At 71.3% G+C, this 14,689-nt stretch carries 13 protein-coding genes; 7 read left to right on the forward strand and 6 right to left on the reverse strand.

Annotated elements, in window-relative coordinates:
* Positions 1-372 precede the first annotated feature (372 nt).
* Entirely contained in the window at positions 373-2,082 is a 1,710-nt protein-coding gene (locus DI005_RS28965) for an FAD-dependent oxidoreductase (RefSeq protein WP_112269968.1), read from the forward strand.
* Between the two features lie 80 nt (positions 2,083-2,162).
* Positions 2,163-2,939, forward strand: a complete 777-nt coding sequence (locus DI005_RS28970; RefSeq protein WP_233520357.1) for a hypothetical protein — start codon at positions 2,163-2,165, stop codon at positions 2,937-2,939.
* 13 nt (positions 2,940-2,952) lie between these two features.
* Here DI005_RS28970 and DI005_RS28975 read toward each other — a convergent pair whose 3' ends face one another.
* Positions 2,953-4,152: a CaiB/BaiF CoA-transferase family protein gene (locus DI005_RS28975; RefSeq protein WP_199543287.1), complete on the reverse strand. Its 1,200-nt coding sequence runs from the start codon at positions 4,150-4,152 to the stop codon at positions 2,953-2,955.
* Between the two features lie 11 nt (positions 4,153-4,163).
* Positions 4,164-5,348: an acyl-CoA dehydrogenase family protein gene (locus DI005_RS28980; RefSeq protein WP_233520358.1), complete on the reverse strand. Its 1,185-nt coding sequence runs from the start codon at positions 5,346-5,348 to the stop codon at positions 4,164-4,166.
* A gap of 119 nt (positions 5,349-5,467) precedes the next feature.
* On the opposite strand from DI005_RS28980, the gene DI005_RS28985 reads away from it, so the two are divergent.
* The 4 genes from DI005_RS28985 (at position 5,468) to DI005_RS29000 (ending at position 9,239) form a co-directional block, all read left to right on the forward strand.
* On the forward strand, positions 5,468-6,193 hold the full coding sequence (locus tag DI005_RS28985; RefSeq protein WP_112269966.1) for an IclR family transcriptional regulator: 726 nt from the start codon (positions 5,468-5,470) through the stop codon (positions 6,191-6,193).
* A gap of 109 nt (positions 6,194-6,302) precedes the next feature.
* Positions 6,303-7,382, forward strand: a complete 1,080-nt coding sequence (gene dctP, locus DI005_RS28990) for a TRAP transporter substrate-binding protein DctP (RefSeq protein WP_113644251.1) — start codon at positions 6,303-6,305, stop codon at positions 7,380-7,382.
* Entirely contained in the window at positions 7,369-7,947 is a 579-nt protein-coding gene (locus tag DI005_RS28995) for a TRAP transporter small permease (RefSeq protein ID WP_113644252.1), read from the forward strand. Before dctP ends, DI005_RS28995 begins: the two co-directional genes overlap by 14 nt.
* Positions 7,947-9,239: a TRAP transporter large permease gene (locus DI005_RS29000; RefSeq protein WP_112269963.1), complete on the forward strand. Its 1,293-nt coding sequence runs from the start codon at positions 7,947-7,949 to the stop codon at positions 9,237-9,239. Before DI005_RS28995 ends, DI005_RS29000 begins: the two co-directional genes overlap by 1 nt.
* A 91-nt stretch (positions 9,240-9,330) precedes the next feature.
* Here DI005_RS29000 and DI005_RS29005 read toward each other — a convergent pair whose 3' ends face one another.
* Positions 9,331-10,218, reverse strand: coding sequence for a DUF2268 domain-containing protein (locus tag DI005_RS29005; RefSeq protein ID WP_113644253.1), 888 nt, complete (start codon positions 10,216-10,218; stop codon positions 9,331-9,333).
* Entirely contained in the window at positions 10,215-12,479 is a 2,265-nt protein-coding gene (locus tag DI005_RS29010) for an excinuclease ABC subunit UvrA (RefSeq protein WP_113644254.1), read from the reverse strand. The genes DI005_RS29005 and DI005_RS29010 overlap by 4 nt, the downstream gene beginning before the upstream one ends.
* A 62-nt stretch (positions 12,480-12,541) precedes the next feature.
* Here DI005_RS29010 and DI005_RS29015 point away from each other — a divergent pair, with 62 nt between their 5' ends.
* Positions 12,542-13,489 (forward strand): YafY family protein, encoded by a 948-nt coding sequence (locus DI005_RS29015; RefSeq protein ID WP_113644255.1) that lies wholly within the window; start codon positions 12,542-12,544, stop codon positions 13,487-13,489.
* A 177-nt stretch (positions 13,490-13,666) separates the two neighbouring features.
* Here the strand turns inward: DI005_RS29015 and DI005_RS29020 are convergent, their stop codons facing one another.
* A complete protein-coding gene (locus DI005_RS29020; RefSeq protein WP_113644256.1) occupies positions 13,667-14,023 on the reverse strand; it encodes an arsenate reductase family protein in 357 nt (118 codons plus the stop codon).
* A gap of 60 nt (positions 14,024-14,083) precedes the next feature.
* Positions 14,084-14,608: a hypothetical protein gene (locus DI005_RS29025; protein ID WP_113644257.1), complete on the reverse strand. Its 525-nt coding sequence runs from the start codon at positions 14,606-14,608 to the stop codon at positions 14,084-14,086.
* Positions 14,609-14,689: the final 81 nt, after the last annotated feature.

A 14,689-nucleotide genomic window follows, 5' to 3' on the forward strand; every position in this document is an offset into this window, starting at 1 on the left:
GCCGACGAGCGCGGGCCCCGCCTGACCGGCCGGGAGCGACCAGGCCCCGATCCCCTTGGCAGGGAACGCCTTCCAGCTGACCGGACCCGAGGAGCCCGTCGGCGTCCCCAGCGTCTCGGGGACCGGCCCGCGACCTGACGCAGGCGGTCCATTGGATCCGGCCCCACAAAGTCGAGCCGTATAGGTCGTTATACGTACGGCGTGAAAGACACCGTCCTCCCGCCGGCGTGCCACCGCCGACCTGATCTGCCCAGGCGTGCAGGCACCCCACTGGAAACGCCCCCGCACGCGCCCCTGGTCGCTGTGCCTCGGAGCAAGATCCTTGTAAAACGGGAACTCTGTGTTGTGGTGCGGCGGCGTTAGAGTCGGGGCATGTCTGGCGCTACGCTCGTCGTCGTCGACGAGAACGCTGAGGTGCTGCGCGACGTCGAGCGGGAGTTGCGAGAGCGCTACGCGCGCCATTACCGCGTCGTCAGCGTGGCTTCGTCGCACGAGGCGAAAGGGTGTCTCGACGAGCTCGCCGCGGACGGCGAGGAGGTCGCCCTGGTCCTTTCCGGACAGTGGTTGTCGGGGATGACAGGAAGCGAGTTGCTCGCTCACGTCCGCCGTCTCCATCCACACGCGAAGCGCGGTCTGCTGATCGAATGGGGGCAGTGGGGAGACCGGGAGACGGGCGAAGCGATCTTCGACGGGATAGCGCGGGGCCGGATCGACCACTACCTGCTCCGGCCGATGGCGTCCCCCGACGAGGTCTTCCACCAGGCGGTGTCGGGCCTGCTGCTCGAGTGGTCGGAGGCGCGCCGGAGCTCGCCCTACACGATCCACGTGGTCGGCGAGTCCTGGTCGGGCCGGGCCTACGAACTGCGCCAGGTGCTCGGCCGCTGTGCCATCCCGCACGCGTTCTGCCTCGCCGACTCCAGCGAGGGGCGCGCCCACATCGCCGCCGCGGGGGTGCCCGCCGAGCTGCCGATCGTCGTCTTCCCGAACGGCACGGTGCTCACCAATCCCAGCGACGCCGACATCGCGCTGGCGGCGGGCTCGCCGGTGAACCCGGAACGCACCGAGTTCGACCTCGTGATCGTCGGCGCCGGGCCCGCGGGCCTCTCGGCGGCCATGTACGGCGCGTCGGAAGGGTTCAGCACCCTGGTGGTGGACGAGGGCGGGCTCGGCGGACAGGCGACGTCGAGCTCGCTGATCCGCAACTACCTCGGCTTTCCCCGAGGCGTCAGCGGCCGTCGCCTTGCTCAGCGGGCGTACGACCAGGCGTGGGTCTTCGGGGCGAAGTTCGCGTTCATGCAGAAGGTGACCGGACTGCGGCGCGAACACGGCGAGTTGTCCGTCACCCTCTCCACCGGCGCCCGCGTGCGGTCCCGCGCGGTGCTGCTCGCGACGGGCGCCAGCTACCACCGGCTCGGCGTGCCGGCGCTCGAGGCGCTCAACGGGGCCGGTGTCTTCTACGGCGGCCCGACGTCCGAGGCACCCGCGATGTGCGGCCGGGACGTCTACGTCCTCGGTGGCGGGAACTCGGCAGGGCAGGCCGCGCTGTACCTCGCGCGGTACGCACCCAGCGTGACGATCGTGGTCCGAGGCCGGTCGCTGGGCGACGGGATGTCGCACTACCTCGTGCGCGAGGCGGAGGCGACGCCGGGAGTGCGGGTCCGCACGGCGACCGAGATCGTCGGCGGTGGGGGCAACGGCAGGCTGGAGCACCTCGTGTTGCGCGACCGCGTGACCGGCAGCGAGGAGACGGTCGGCGCGGATGGGCTCTTCGTGCTTATCGGCGCGCGCCCGCACACCGGGTGGCTTCCGCCCGAGGTCGGCAGGGACGCGCAGGGGTTCGTGCTCACGGGAGGCGACCTCGGCGAAGGCGCCTGGCCGCTCGAACGCGACCCGTTGCCGCTCGAGACGAGCCTGCCCGGCGTCTTCGCCGCCGGCGACGCCCGGCACGGCTCCGTGAAACGGGTGGCGTCCGCGGTGGGCGAGGGTTCGGTGGCGATCCAGCTTCTGCACCGGATGTTCGCGGCCCACGAGCTGCTCCCGCGCGGTCACGTCCGGGAGCCGGTCGCACCGGCAACGGGGTGACGGAGCACCGAATGCCCGGTCCTCCTGACATCGCCGGATGATCTTCGGTAGCGTCCACTCGCGACGACGAGGGGGGACACGTGACCTACCAGCGGGGCCGGCAGCCACAACCACAGCAGTATCCGTACCCACAGCAGTGGCAGCCGCAGGCGCCGAGGGTCGCGCCCGCCGTGCTCGCCGGGGTGAGCGCGTGGCGCCTGCTGATCGTGGTCTTCGCGTTCACCGGCTTCGGCGCCGTGGTGTCCGATGTGGGCCTCGACGGGGCCATGCCGGGCCTGTCCCAGCAGGCCAGCCTGCTCACCGGGGTGGTCTACCTCGGGCTGCTGGCGTACCCGCTGTTCACCGGCGGGCGCGCGCACGAGCCGCGCTCGCCGTGGCTGCGTGGTGCGCTCGCGGTCCTGCTGCTCCTCGTCGGGGTCACGTTCCTGACACTCATGGGAGGCGACCTCGGCGAGACGTGGTCGCTGTTCGAGCACCTGCTGACGCCGCTGGCCGTGCTCGCCGACTGGCTGTTCGTCGGGCGCAACCAGGCGGCGACCCGGTGGTGGCACCCGCTGACGTGGGTGGCCTTTCCGCTGGCGTACCTGGTGTACTTCGTCGTGGCCGACGTCGGGCTGTACGGCGGTTTCCTCGATCCGGACGACGGCGACTTCGCCCTGACCATCCTCGGCTTCCTGTTCGCCGTCGTCGCGGCGGGCTACCTGCTCTACGGGGCCGCCAAGCTGAAGGCCGCGGCCGCGAGCACTCCGCAGGGACCACCACCCCCGCCGCCGCCATCGCCGTATGCGCAGTACCCTCCGCCGCCGTACCTGCGGTACCCTCCTCCCCCGCCGCCACAGCAGTACCCTCCGCGCTGAGCGCGGCCGGTCGTCAGGTCCCCGGCCCGGGTTCGGCGGGTGCCCTGCCCTCGGCGCGGGCGATGTGGTCGTCCCCGAAACCGAGGTCGCGCAGCACCTCCAGCGTGTCGGCGCCACGGTCTCTCGGCGCGGTCCGGACGCTGCCCGGCGTCCGCGTGAGCTTGACGGGAATGCCGATCCCCCGGTAGCCGTCGAGCTCCACGACCATCTCGCGGTGCAGCACCTGCGGGTCGGTCAGCGCCTCGCCGACGTCGTGCACGGGCGAGGACGGCACGCCGCGTTCCAGCAGGCGCGCGCCGAGCTCCTCACGGTCGTGCTCCGCCAGCAGCGCGCCGACGATCGCGCTCAGCTCGGCACGGTTGATGACGCGGTCGGCGTTGGCCGCGAAGCGCGGGTCGTCGGCGAGCGCGGGACGGCCGAGTACCTCGACGAGGCTCCGGAACTGGCGGTCGTTGCCGACGCCGAGGAAAATTGGCCCGTTGCGCGTGGCGAAGGTGTCGTACGGCGCGATGGTCGGGTGCGCGGAACCCGTGCGCGCGGGAACCTGCCCACTGGCGAACCAGGTGGCCGAATGCGGGTGGAGCAGGGTCACCGCCGTGTCCAGCAGCGTGCTGTCGATCAGCTGGCCGCGTCCCGACCGCTGCCGCTCGTGCAGCGCCAGCAGGATCCCCGAGAACGACAGGATCCCCGTGACCATGTCCACAATGGGCACGCCGACGCGCGTCGGGGGGCCGTCGGCGGCGCCGTTGACGCTCATCAACCCCGCGTAGGCCTGGAGGATGGCGTCGTACCCCGGCGCCGATCCCCTCGGCCCGTCGACCCCGTACCCCGTGACGCGGCTGTGCACGAGCCTCGGGTAGGCGCGCCGGAGATGGTCGTCGTCGAAGCCCCACCTGGCGAGGGTGCCCGCCTTGAAGTTCTCGACGAGCACGTCGGCCTCCTCGAGCAGACGACCGAGGACGGCCTGCCCCTCGGCCGAGTTGAGATCCAGCACGATGTTGCGCTTGTTCCGGTTGAGTCCGGTGAAGTACGCGCTGGTTCCCTGGCGCACGAACGGCGGGCCCCAGCCACGCGTCTCATCCCCGGCAGGCGGTTCGACCTTGACCACGTCGGCCCCGTGGTCGGCCAGCATCTGCGTGCACAACGGCCCGGCGAGCACCCGGGACAGATCGACGACCCTGATCCCGGCCAGGGCCCCTTCGACGGTCGGCAACGTTCGCTCCCTCAGTACGACTTCGGCAGGCCGAGCACGTGCTGGGACACGTAGTTCAGCACCATCTCCTGGCTGACGGGCGCCAGCCGGAGGATCCGGGACTCCCGGAAGTAGCGTTCGACGTGGTACTCCTTCGCGTAGCCCATGCCGCCGTGCGTCTGCATCGCCTGGTCCGCCGCGGCGAACCCCGCTTCGGCGCACAGGAACTTCGCCATGTTCGCCTCCCGCCCGCACGAGAGGCCGTTGTCGTAGCGCCACGCGGCGTTGCGGGCCATGAGCTCGGCCGCGTCCAGCCGGGTCACCGCCTCGGCGAGCGGGAACGCCACACCCTGGTTCCGGCCGATCGGGCGGTCGAAGACCACGCGCTCGTTCGCGTACCGCACCGCGCGGCGCAGCGCGGCCCTGCCGATGCCGAGCGCCTCGTGCGCCAGCAGGATCCGTTCCGGGTTCAGGCCGTCGAGCAGGTACGTGAAACCCTTGCCCTCCTCGCCGACCAAGGCGGACGCCGGGACCCTCAGCTCGTCGAGCAGGACCTCGTAGGAGGGCACCGCGTTGCGGCCGAGCTTGGGGATCGGCCGCAGCTGTACGGCGTCGGAGTCGAGATCGACGAGGAACAGCGACATCCCGTCGGTGGGCTTGGCGACCTCCGCTCGCGGGGTCGTCCTGGTGATCAGCACCATCTTCTGGGACTGACCGGCCTTCGTGATCCAGACCTTGCGGCCGCTGATGACGTAGTCACCGCCGTCCCGGCGGGCGAAGGTGCTGATGCGCGTGGTGTCGGTGCCCGCGTCGGGTTCGGTGACGCCGAAGCACACGTGGAGGCTGCCCTCCGCCGCATTCGGCAGGACCTCCTCGCGCAGCTGCGCGCTGCCGTGCTTGACGATGGTGTTGAGGCCGAAGATCGTCAGGTGCATCGTGCTGCACCCGTTCATGCCCGCTCCGGACGCGGCGACCTCCTCCAGCAGCAGCGACGCCTCGAGCAGGCCCAGCCCGCCGCCGCCGTACTCCTCGGGGATGGCGATGCCCAGCCAGCCGCCGTCCGCGAACGCCCGGTAGAAGTCCCAGGGGAACTCCCCTCGTTCGTCCCGCTCGGCCCAGTATTCGTCGGGGAACGCGGCGGCGAGGTCGCGAGCGGCCTGCCGCAGCCGCCGCTGGTCGTCGGTCAGCTCGAAATGCACGAGGAGCCTTTCACGCACGTCGTTTGTATATACGACCTTGGATTCTTATTTCCGAACATAGGCAGTCGCGCTGGGCGCTGTCAACCGCTGGAGTCGGTTGACTATCGTTCGTAGATACGAACGGACCAGGAGTGGACATGACCGAATCAGTCGCCAAATCCCACCGCACGGTCAGCCGGGTGACCGCCATCCTCGAACTGGCGGCCGACCAGCCCGGCGTCCGCCTCGGCACCCTCGCCTCCGCGCTCGACGCCCCGAAGTCCTCCGTGTTCGGACTGGTGAAGGGCCTCGTGTCGACCGGCTACCTCGTCGAGGACGCCGGCGGCTACCACCTGGGTCCCGCACTGGGCAACCTGCTCACCGCGGAACGCCCCAACCTCGCCGACGCCGCGCGGCCGAGCCTCGAGGAGCTGCGGGACGCGTTCGGCGAGACCGCCATGCTCGGCACCAGCGTGGGCGACTCGGTGGTCTACGTCGCCGCCGCCGAGTCGCGGCAGCTGATCCGCTACTCGGCCCCGTTGCGGGTTCGCCGCCCGCTGTACCCGCCGAGCGCGGGCAAGGTGCTTCTGGCGTCGTGGTCACCCCGCAAGCGGGACGCCTACCTGCACTCGATCATCGACGACCCCGAGCGGTTCGAGCAGGCGAGACAGGAACTCGAACGGGTCCGCGCCGAGGGTGTGGCGACCAACCGCGGGGAGACGCTGCCGGACGTCAGCGCCACCGCGAGGCCCATCGTCGTCCACGGCCGCGCGGTCGCCGCCATGGCCGTCGCCGGACCCACCACCCGCATTTCGGAACGCCTGCCGGAGATCGCGGACGCGCTGGTGGGCGCGACCCAGGCCGTGGCCGCCCGGCTGGCCTGACCGCCGGCTCAGCCTTCCCGCACCCGCAGCCCCACCGTTGACAGTGGGGCAGACCACTCCTTACGGTGGCATATCGGAACAGCCATTCGTATTTAGGAACGGTGATGCGATGAGGCAGTCACCTCGGCGGGTCGGCGCCCTGCTGGCGGTGCCGCTCGTGCTGCTGCTGGGCAGCGCGTGCGCTCCCCCGGCGCCCAGCCTCGAGTCAGACGGCGTCTACACACTGAAGGTCGCCGACTCCTACCCGGTGGGCCATCCGTTCGCCGAAGCAGGGGCGGGCGTGCTCATGGAAAGGGCGCGGGAGCTCTCCGGTGGCCGCCTCCGGTTCGACTACTTCCCCGCCGAGCAGATGGGCCACGCCGCGGACCTGCCGTCGCTGATCCGCTCGGGGGTCGTCGACCTCGGCTCGGTCGCCCCCGCCTACGTTCCCGCCGAGCTGCCACTGTCCGGGGTGGCCGACCTGCCCGGCCTGGTCGAGGACTCGTGCACCGGCTCGGTCGCGGTGGCCCGGCTGATGTCCGAGGGCGGTGTCCTCTGGCGGGAGGACTTCCAGCCCAAGAACCTGCGACCGCTCGTGGTCGGCATGATCCCCGACTACGAGGTGCTCACCGGCTCCCGGCCCGTCCGCACCCCCCAGGACCTGCGCGGGCTGCAGCTGCGCTCCTCCGGCGGGACGATCGACCGCGCCGTCGAGGGCTTCGGCGCCGCGCCGGTCGGCATGCCCGCCACCGAGATGTACGAGGCGATCTCGCGCGGAACCGTCGACGGAACCGTGCTCGGCCCGGTGAGCGCGGCTCCGTACCACCTCGAGGAGGTCACCCGCTACGCGACGCTGGGCGCCCGGCTCGGCAGCTTCACCATGACCTACAGCATCAACGAGGCGGCGTGGGAGGTGCTGCCCGAGGACCTGCGCGACGCGCTCCGCCGGGCCGGCCAGGAGGCCACCCGCAGCCTGTGCGCCGCCCTGCAGGAGGGCAACGCCGAGGGCAGGCAGACGTTGCGCGACGCCGGCGTGCGGATACAGCGGATCGACGAGGCGCAACGCGAGGCCTGGAACCGCGCGACCGCACCCATCCACGAGCAGTGGACCGCCAACATGGCGGACATCGGCAGGCCCGGCGCCGCCGCACTGCGAGACCTCAAGGACGAGCTCCGGCGCGTGGAACGGGAGAACCATGACGACGACTGACGCGCCCCGGCGCACCCGGCCGGAGACGGCCACCGCGCGGGCCGGCTCCCGCGTGCTTCGAGCGGCCTCGGCGGTCGAGCGCGCCGCGTTCGCCGTGGCGGCCGGCGCGCTGGTCACCATGACCCTGCTGATGGTGGTGGAGATCGCGATGCGGTACTTCATCGCCTCTCCGATCGGCTGGAACTTCGGCTTCATCCAGGACTACCTGCTGCCCGGCTACTTCTTCCTCGCGCTGGCGTACACGGTGCGCACCGGCGCCCACGTCACCATCGACGTCGTCTACCAGCGCTGCCCCGCCCCGGTGCGCGCTGCGATGACGGTGATCGCCCGGGTGCTCATGCTCGGCCTGTCCGCGCTGTTGCTCTGGGCGGGCCTGCTGACGACGCACGACGCCTGGAGCTCCCGCGACATCCCGCCGCCCGGCGGCGCCGAGCTCAGCATCCCCACGTGGACGTGGCACGTGCTGGTGCCCGTCGGCGCGGCGCTGCTGACCGTGCGCCTGGTCTGCGACCTGGCCGCGCGCCGGGACGTCCGGCGGGACGACGAGAAGGGGGACGACGCCTGATGTCCGTCCTCGTCGTGCTCGTCGTGATGCTGCTGCTGTTGCTCATCAGGGTGCCGGTCGGCTTCGCCATCGCCATCGCCGGGACGTTCGGCCTGTACCTCGACGGTGGACTGTCCGTTGTGGTCGGCGTGCTCCAGTCGGCCCCCGCGGCCGCCGTGTCGTCGTACTCGCTGTCGCCGATCCCGCTGTTCATCCTCATGGCACAGTTCGTCGTGGCGAGCGGCGTCATGGATGACCTGTTCCGCGCCACGCAGGTGTGGGTGGGCCGGATCCGCGGCGGCGCCGGCATCGCCGCCACCGGCGCGGGCGCGATGTTCGCGGCCGTCTCCGGTTCCAGCACCGCGGCCGCGGCGACACTCGCGCACACCTCGACCACCAAGATGATCGACGCCGGATACAGCACCCGCATCTCCACCGGGCTCGTCGCCGTCGTCGGCACGCTCGCCGCCATGGTGCCGCCCAGCATCATCCTGGTCTTCTACGCCATCCTCGCCGAGCAGAGCGTGGGCAAGGTGCTCGTCGCGGGCTTCCTTCCCGGTGCGCTGGTCACCCTCGCACTCATCGCCACCCTGATGGTCCTCATCAAGGTGAACCCGTCAGCGGCTCCTCCCGGCCAGCGGCACGCCTGGAGGGACAAGCTCCGCAGCCTGACCTCGGCCGGTCCGGTGCTGGCGCTGTTCGCCCTTGTCACCGGAACCGTCTACTTCGGAGTCGCCACACCGACCGAGGCGGCCGCACTCGGCGCGGTCGGCGGGTTCGCGCTGCTCGTCGCGCGCAAGCGGGCGACCTGGGCGGCCATCAAGCACGCGATCACCGAGACCATCAGCTCCAGCGTGATGATCCTGATGATCATCCTGGGCGCCCACATCCTCGGCTACTTCATCACCTCGACCAGGGTCACGCCCACCGTCGTGGACTGGGTGGCCTCGCTCGATGTCGCGCCCATCGTGATCATCGTCTTCCTGGCGCTCTGCTACGTGCTGCTCGGGTTCTTCCTCGACCAGATCGCGATCCTCGCCCTCACCGTGCCGGTGGTGCTGCCGCTCGTCACGGAGCTCGGCTACGACCCGATCTGGTTCGGCGTGCTCATCGTCCTGCTCGCCGAGATCGGTCTCGTCAGCCCTCCGCTTGGCCTCAACGTGTTCGTGGTGGCACGCACGGCGGGGCGTCCGGCTGCGGAGGTCTTCTGGGGTGCGCTGCCGTTCGTGCTGGCGGTGGTCGCCGTCGCGGCACTGTTCATCGCGTTCCCCGAGATCGTGCTCTGGATCCCCGACACGATGACCGCCGAGTGAGCGGCCCCTCCCGCGGTACGGCCCTAATGCAGTGAAGGCCACCATGCCTGCGTTCAACGCAGTGAAGGTGGCCTTCACTGCGGGTGGTCACTCACCGGATCCGGTCGAGCGCGGTGTCGATCACCTCCTGGCTGCTCACCAGCAGGGCCTGCGCCGCGGTGCGGCCGGTCGCGGCGAGGTAGGCGTCGACGAGCCGGTTGCCGACGGCGTAGCCTGCCCCGTTCGGCAGCCCGACCGGCGTCCCGCCGTAGCGGGCGGCCGTAGCGTCGCCGTGCACCCAGGCGGCGAAGTTCTCCATGCCGGTCACGCCGAGGCCGGAGACGACCTTCGCGAACACCGCGTCGTCGCGCAGGTGCGGCACCCCGATGCGGGCATAGCCGAGCTCGTCGCCGTACAGCTGCCGCGCGAACGCGTCCGCGAGCCCCTCCGACACCACCTGCTCCCCCACCGTGACCGTCGCCGGGTCCCACCTGACGCCGCCGGGGCTGTAGCGCAGGTTGTGGTTCAGCTCGTGCACGGCCGTCGCCTCCAGCCGCGCCAGGTTCTCCGGGTACGGCCAGAAATTCAGGAACAGGTAGCCGGACACGCTGCCGTTGGCCGTCATGCCGAGGGCGGGACCCATGAAGTGGGCGTCGCCGGGGTCGCCGAGCACGATGAGCACGGTGAGGTCCGGCACCGTGATCCCGGGGGTCGCGGCGAGCTGCACGGTGAGGGCGTCACCGAGGGCACGCTCGATCCGGGCCCACGCGTCGGCCTCGTGCAGCGCGTCGAGGGCTTCCCGGCACCGGGCCTCCTCACGGTCGAGCGGGAATCCCGACCCCGCACCGTGCATCGCGACGAGGTCCACCTCGCCGGGGAAGTACCGGTACATGCCCGCGGCCGGCTCCAGCATGGCCCGCAGCAGCGCGGGCCGCTCCGGTACGGGCGCCCGCAGGATGTCGCGCATGGCCGGGTAGGTGTCGAGGACCGTGATCGTCATGCCGTGGAGGCTAGGGTCTCCAGTCGCTGGAGACTCAAGCCCAGCGCCTGTGCGGTCGCGGTGCCTGTGAGTCCCGCGACGTGTCCCTCGTACAGGATCCGGCCGCCGTGCCTGCCCGGTCCCGGCCCGAGGTCGATGAGCCAGTCGGCGCGGCGGATGACGTCGAGGTTGTGCTCGATGACGACCACCGTGTGGCCGTGGTCCACGAGGTCGTCGAGCACCCCCAGCAGCGTGTCGATGTCGGCCAGGTGGAGCCCGGTGGTGGGCTCGTCGAGCACGTAGAGGGCCGGGCCGCTGGTGTCGCGCAGCTCCTTCGCGATCTTGACGCGCTGGCATTCGCCACCGGACAGCGTGGTCAGCGGCTGACCGAACCGCAGATAGCCGAGGCCGACGTCGTCGAGATGGCGCAGCCCCCTGGTGATCGCACGGTCGGAGAGGCGGTGGACGGCCTCGGTGATCGTGAGGTCGTCGATGTCCGCAATGGACAGTCCGTCCACTCGGTACCGCAGCACCTCGTCGGTGAAGCGCCGGCCCCGGCACGTCTGGCAGACCGTCTCCTGCCCGTCCATGAAGGCGAGGTCGGTGTAGATCACGCCGAGACCGCCGCAGTCGGGGCACGCGCCCTCGGAGTTGGCGCTGAACAGCGCCGCCGGGACGCCGTTGCGGCGAGCGAACAGCTTCCGGATCGCCGCGGCGATGCCGGTGTAGGTGATGGGGGTCGACCGGCGGTTGGTGCTGACGGGCTTCTGGTCGATCACCACGGCGTCGTGCTGGGCGACGAGCTCGCCCGCGAGGCTGGACTTGCCCGAACCCGCGACGCCGGTGAGCACGCTCAGTACGCCGGCCGGGAAGTCGACCGTCAGGTTCCGGAGGTTGTTGCGCGTGGCCTCGCTGACCGTGATGCGCCCGCGCGGCGTTCGTGGCCGGTCCTTGACGGGCCGGCTGCGCGCCAGCGCAGCCGCGGTGGGCGTGCCGGCCTCCCGAAGCTCCGCGAACGTGCCCTGGAAGACGAGCCTGCCGCCCTCCTCCCCCGCGCGCGGACCGATCTCGACGACCTGGTCGGCGATGGCCATCACTGCGGGATCGTGCTCGACCACCAGCACGGTGTTTCCCTTGTCACGCAGCCGTTCGAGGAGCGCCGTCATGGCGGACACGTCGTGCGGGTGAAGGCCGACGGTGGGTTCGTCGAAGACGTAGAGCAGCTCGATCAGGCTGCTGCCGAGGTGCTTGACGGTCTTGATCCGCTGCGACTCGCCCCCGGACAGACTCGTGGTGGCGCGGCCGAGGTGGAGGTAGCCGAGCCCGATGGTGACCATCGCGTCCAGCCGGTCCTTGAGCGCGGCCACGACCGGGGCCACGCTCGGGTCGGTCACCTCCGTCACCAGTTCCGCGAGCTCGGCGGCCTCCATGCGGGCCAGCTCGCCGATGGTGCGGCCGAGCACCGTGGCCGTCCGGCTGATGGGGTTGAGCCGGTCGCCCTCGCAGTCGGGGCACACCGCGGAGCGCGTGAACCGGGCGAGCGTCTCCTTCTTGCGGTCGGACAGGTTGTCCGAGGTGTGCAGGTAGATCCGCTCGAAGCGCTCGACGACGCCCTCGTAGTCCTTCGGAGGCTTGGTGCCAAGCCGCGCGGCGTGCTCGCCGCCGTACAGCAGCGCCTCCCGCTCGGCCTGCGTCCAGTCGCGCAGCGGCGTGCTCACGTCGAACGCGCCGATGTCGGCGTACCGCGAGTACCAGTAACCACCGTTTCCGAAGCCCGGCAACAGGATCGCGCCGTCCTCGAGAGACCGGTCCAGGTCGACGAAGCGGTCGACCGCGCTGGTCACCACCTCACCGAGGCCGGAGCACGTTGCGCACATGCCGGCCGGGTCGTTGAAGGAGAAGTGGTTCGACTCGCCGACGTGCGGCGTGCTCACGCGGGAGAACAGGAGCCGCACGTAGGTCCACGTGTCGGTGATGGTGCCGACCGTGGAGCGCGCGTTCCCGCCGATGCGCCGCTGGTCGATCACCACCACCGGGGAGAGGCCGTCGATGTGGCCGACGTCGGGCCGGGTCCACTTCGGCAGCCGGTTGCGGGTGAACGGTGGGAAGGTCTCGGTGAGCTGGAAACCGGCCTCGGCCGCGATCGTGTCGAACACCAGCGACGACTTGCCCGAGCCGGACAGCCCCACGAACACCACCACCTGCCCGCGTGGCACATCGATGTCCAGTGACCTCAGGTTGTTGGTCCGGGCTCCCCGGATCCGGATGTGACGCTCCGCCATGCCCCCGACCGTACGGGCAGATGTGGTCAGAAAATGTCCGTGACTATCGCGACAATGGAGCCATGGCCGATGTGCTGCGACGAGTCCTCGCCCTGCTGGCGGTGCTGCAGACGGGCAGGGCCTTTTCGGGCGACGAGCTGGCGGCCCGGCTCGACGTCACACCGCGCACGCTGCGGCGCGACGTCGACCGGCTCCGCGGCTACGGGTACCCGGTCGAGACGCAGCCGGGCCCTGGCGGCTACTACCGGCTCGCCGCCGGCCGCGCCATGCCGCCGCTGCTGCTGGACGACGACGAGGCCATCGCGACCCTGCTGGGGCTGGCGACGCTGGCCGCGATCGGTGACGCCACCGAGGGAGGCGTCGACGACGCGGCGACCCGCGCCTACGGCAAGGTCGACCAGTACCTGCCCAAACGACTCCGTCCGCGCGCGGCGGCCCTGCGCGAGAGCCTGGAGACCACGCCGACACGCGCCCCGAGCACCAGTGCGGGGACGCTGAGCACGCTCGCGGACGCGATCCACCACGAGCACGTCGTCACCTTCGACTACACCGCGGCGACCGGCGTCACCAGCACGCGCCGGGTGGAGCCGCACCGTCAGCTTCACCTGAACCTGCGGTGGTACCTGCTGGCCTTTGACACCGGCAGGGACGACTGGCGCGTCTTCCGCACCGACCGCATCACGGGGCTGCGCGAGCTGAGCCTGCGCTTCACCCGCCGCCCGCTGCCCGCCGGAACCGGGATCGACTACCTCCGGCAGGGGCTCGCGAAGGACCGGCGGCGGGTGGTCCTGACCATCGACGCCCCGGTGACCGCGGTGGCCGACACGTTCACGTACCAGGACGTCGAGCTCGCCCCTGTCGCCGGGGACCGCACCCGCGCGGTGCTGTCGCTCGACTCCTGGCACTGGCTGCTGCCGAGCCTCGCCTTCCTCGACGCCGACTTCACCGTCCACGAACCCGCCGAGTTCGCCGCGGCGTGCCGGCGCTTCGGTGCGCGCCTCCGGCAGTGAGCGACTGACCCCACTCACCGGAGGAGCAACGGCCCGAGCACGCGCCGACCCGGTGTCGTCGCGGCCGTCGGGGCGCCGTGCCCGGCGAGTGGGCCGCCGGGTGGTGGCCGACGTCGATACGGGGCGGTTACGCCGAACGGGTCGTCGCCGACGTGGGCTCCCTGGTCGCGTTCACCGCTACGGCAGGACGGAGCGCACGGCCTCCTCCGAGCGCCCCACCACTGTCGTCCCGTCGTCCGCGGTGATGATGGGCCGCTGGATGAGGGCCGGGTGCGCGGCCAAAGCCTCCAGCCACTGCGCCCGATGCGCCGCGTCGCGCGCCCACGAGGCCAGGCCCAGCTCACCGGCAGCGGCCTCGCCGAGCCGGGCGATGTCCCACGGCTCCAGCCCCAGGCGCTTCAGCACGGCGTCGAGCTCGTCCGCAGTGGGCGGCTCCTCCAGGTAGTACCGGACCGTGTAGTCGGCTCCCTCGGCGTCCAGCAGCGACAGTGCGGAGCGGCATTTGGAGCAGGCCGGGTTGATCCAGATTTCCATCAGCGCGGATCCTTCGTGCCGGGTTCGAGGTTGGCCGGGGCATCCTAGCCGCACCTCCCGCTACGGTCGGTCCACCTCCTCGATGCCGAGCACCCGGCCGTCGCCGAAGGCGATCCGCAGCACCCGGTCCGGCGAGGGCAGCACCTCGAAGAACCACAGCTCGACCTCACCCGGGCTCCCGCCGAAAAACCGCACCGAGCGCTGCCTGGCCAGGAGCTCCCCCACGCTCATCCTCGCCAGCGGCTCTCCGAGCAGGCGGACCACCTCCCGCTGCGACATGCCCGCGGTGAGCTCCGTGCCGCGCAGCCGCTCGGCCCGTTCGCGCACGCGCTGATCGCGTTGCAGCGCGGCGATCCGCTGCTCGCGGAAGACCGCCTCCATCTCCTGAGGCCGCAGTCGCGCGCACGAGGCGTGCACCAGCCAGCGCCGGTGCCCGTACAGCGAGATCGGCCGGACCTCGCCTTCCGTCCTCGGCGCGCCGAGCAGCCGCAGGAGCAGTCCGGCCTCGCCGGCGTCGAGATAGTAGCCACGCCGCGTGCCCCAGACTCGCCTCCCGCAGCACAGGCACTCGCCAACTCGCCACATGCTCAGCTCCCGTCACGACCTCGCCGCACGATGCCAGGTTCCCGCGTCCGCGGGAACGATTCTGACCGGTTGCTGCCTCGC

Origin of the sequence: Prauserella sp. PE36 (assembly GCF_003311655.1) — a bacterium.
In the GTDB taxonomy this organism is placed as follows: Bacteria; Actinomycetota; Actinomycetes; order Mycobacteriales; family Pseudonocardiaceae; genus Prauserella_A; species Prauserella_A endophytica.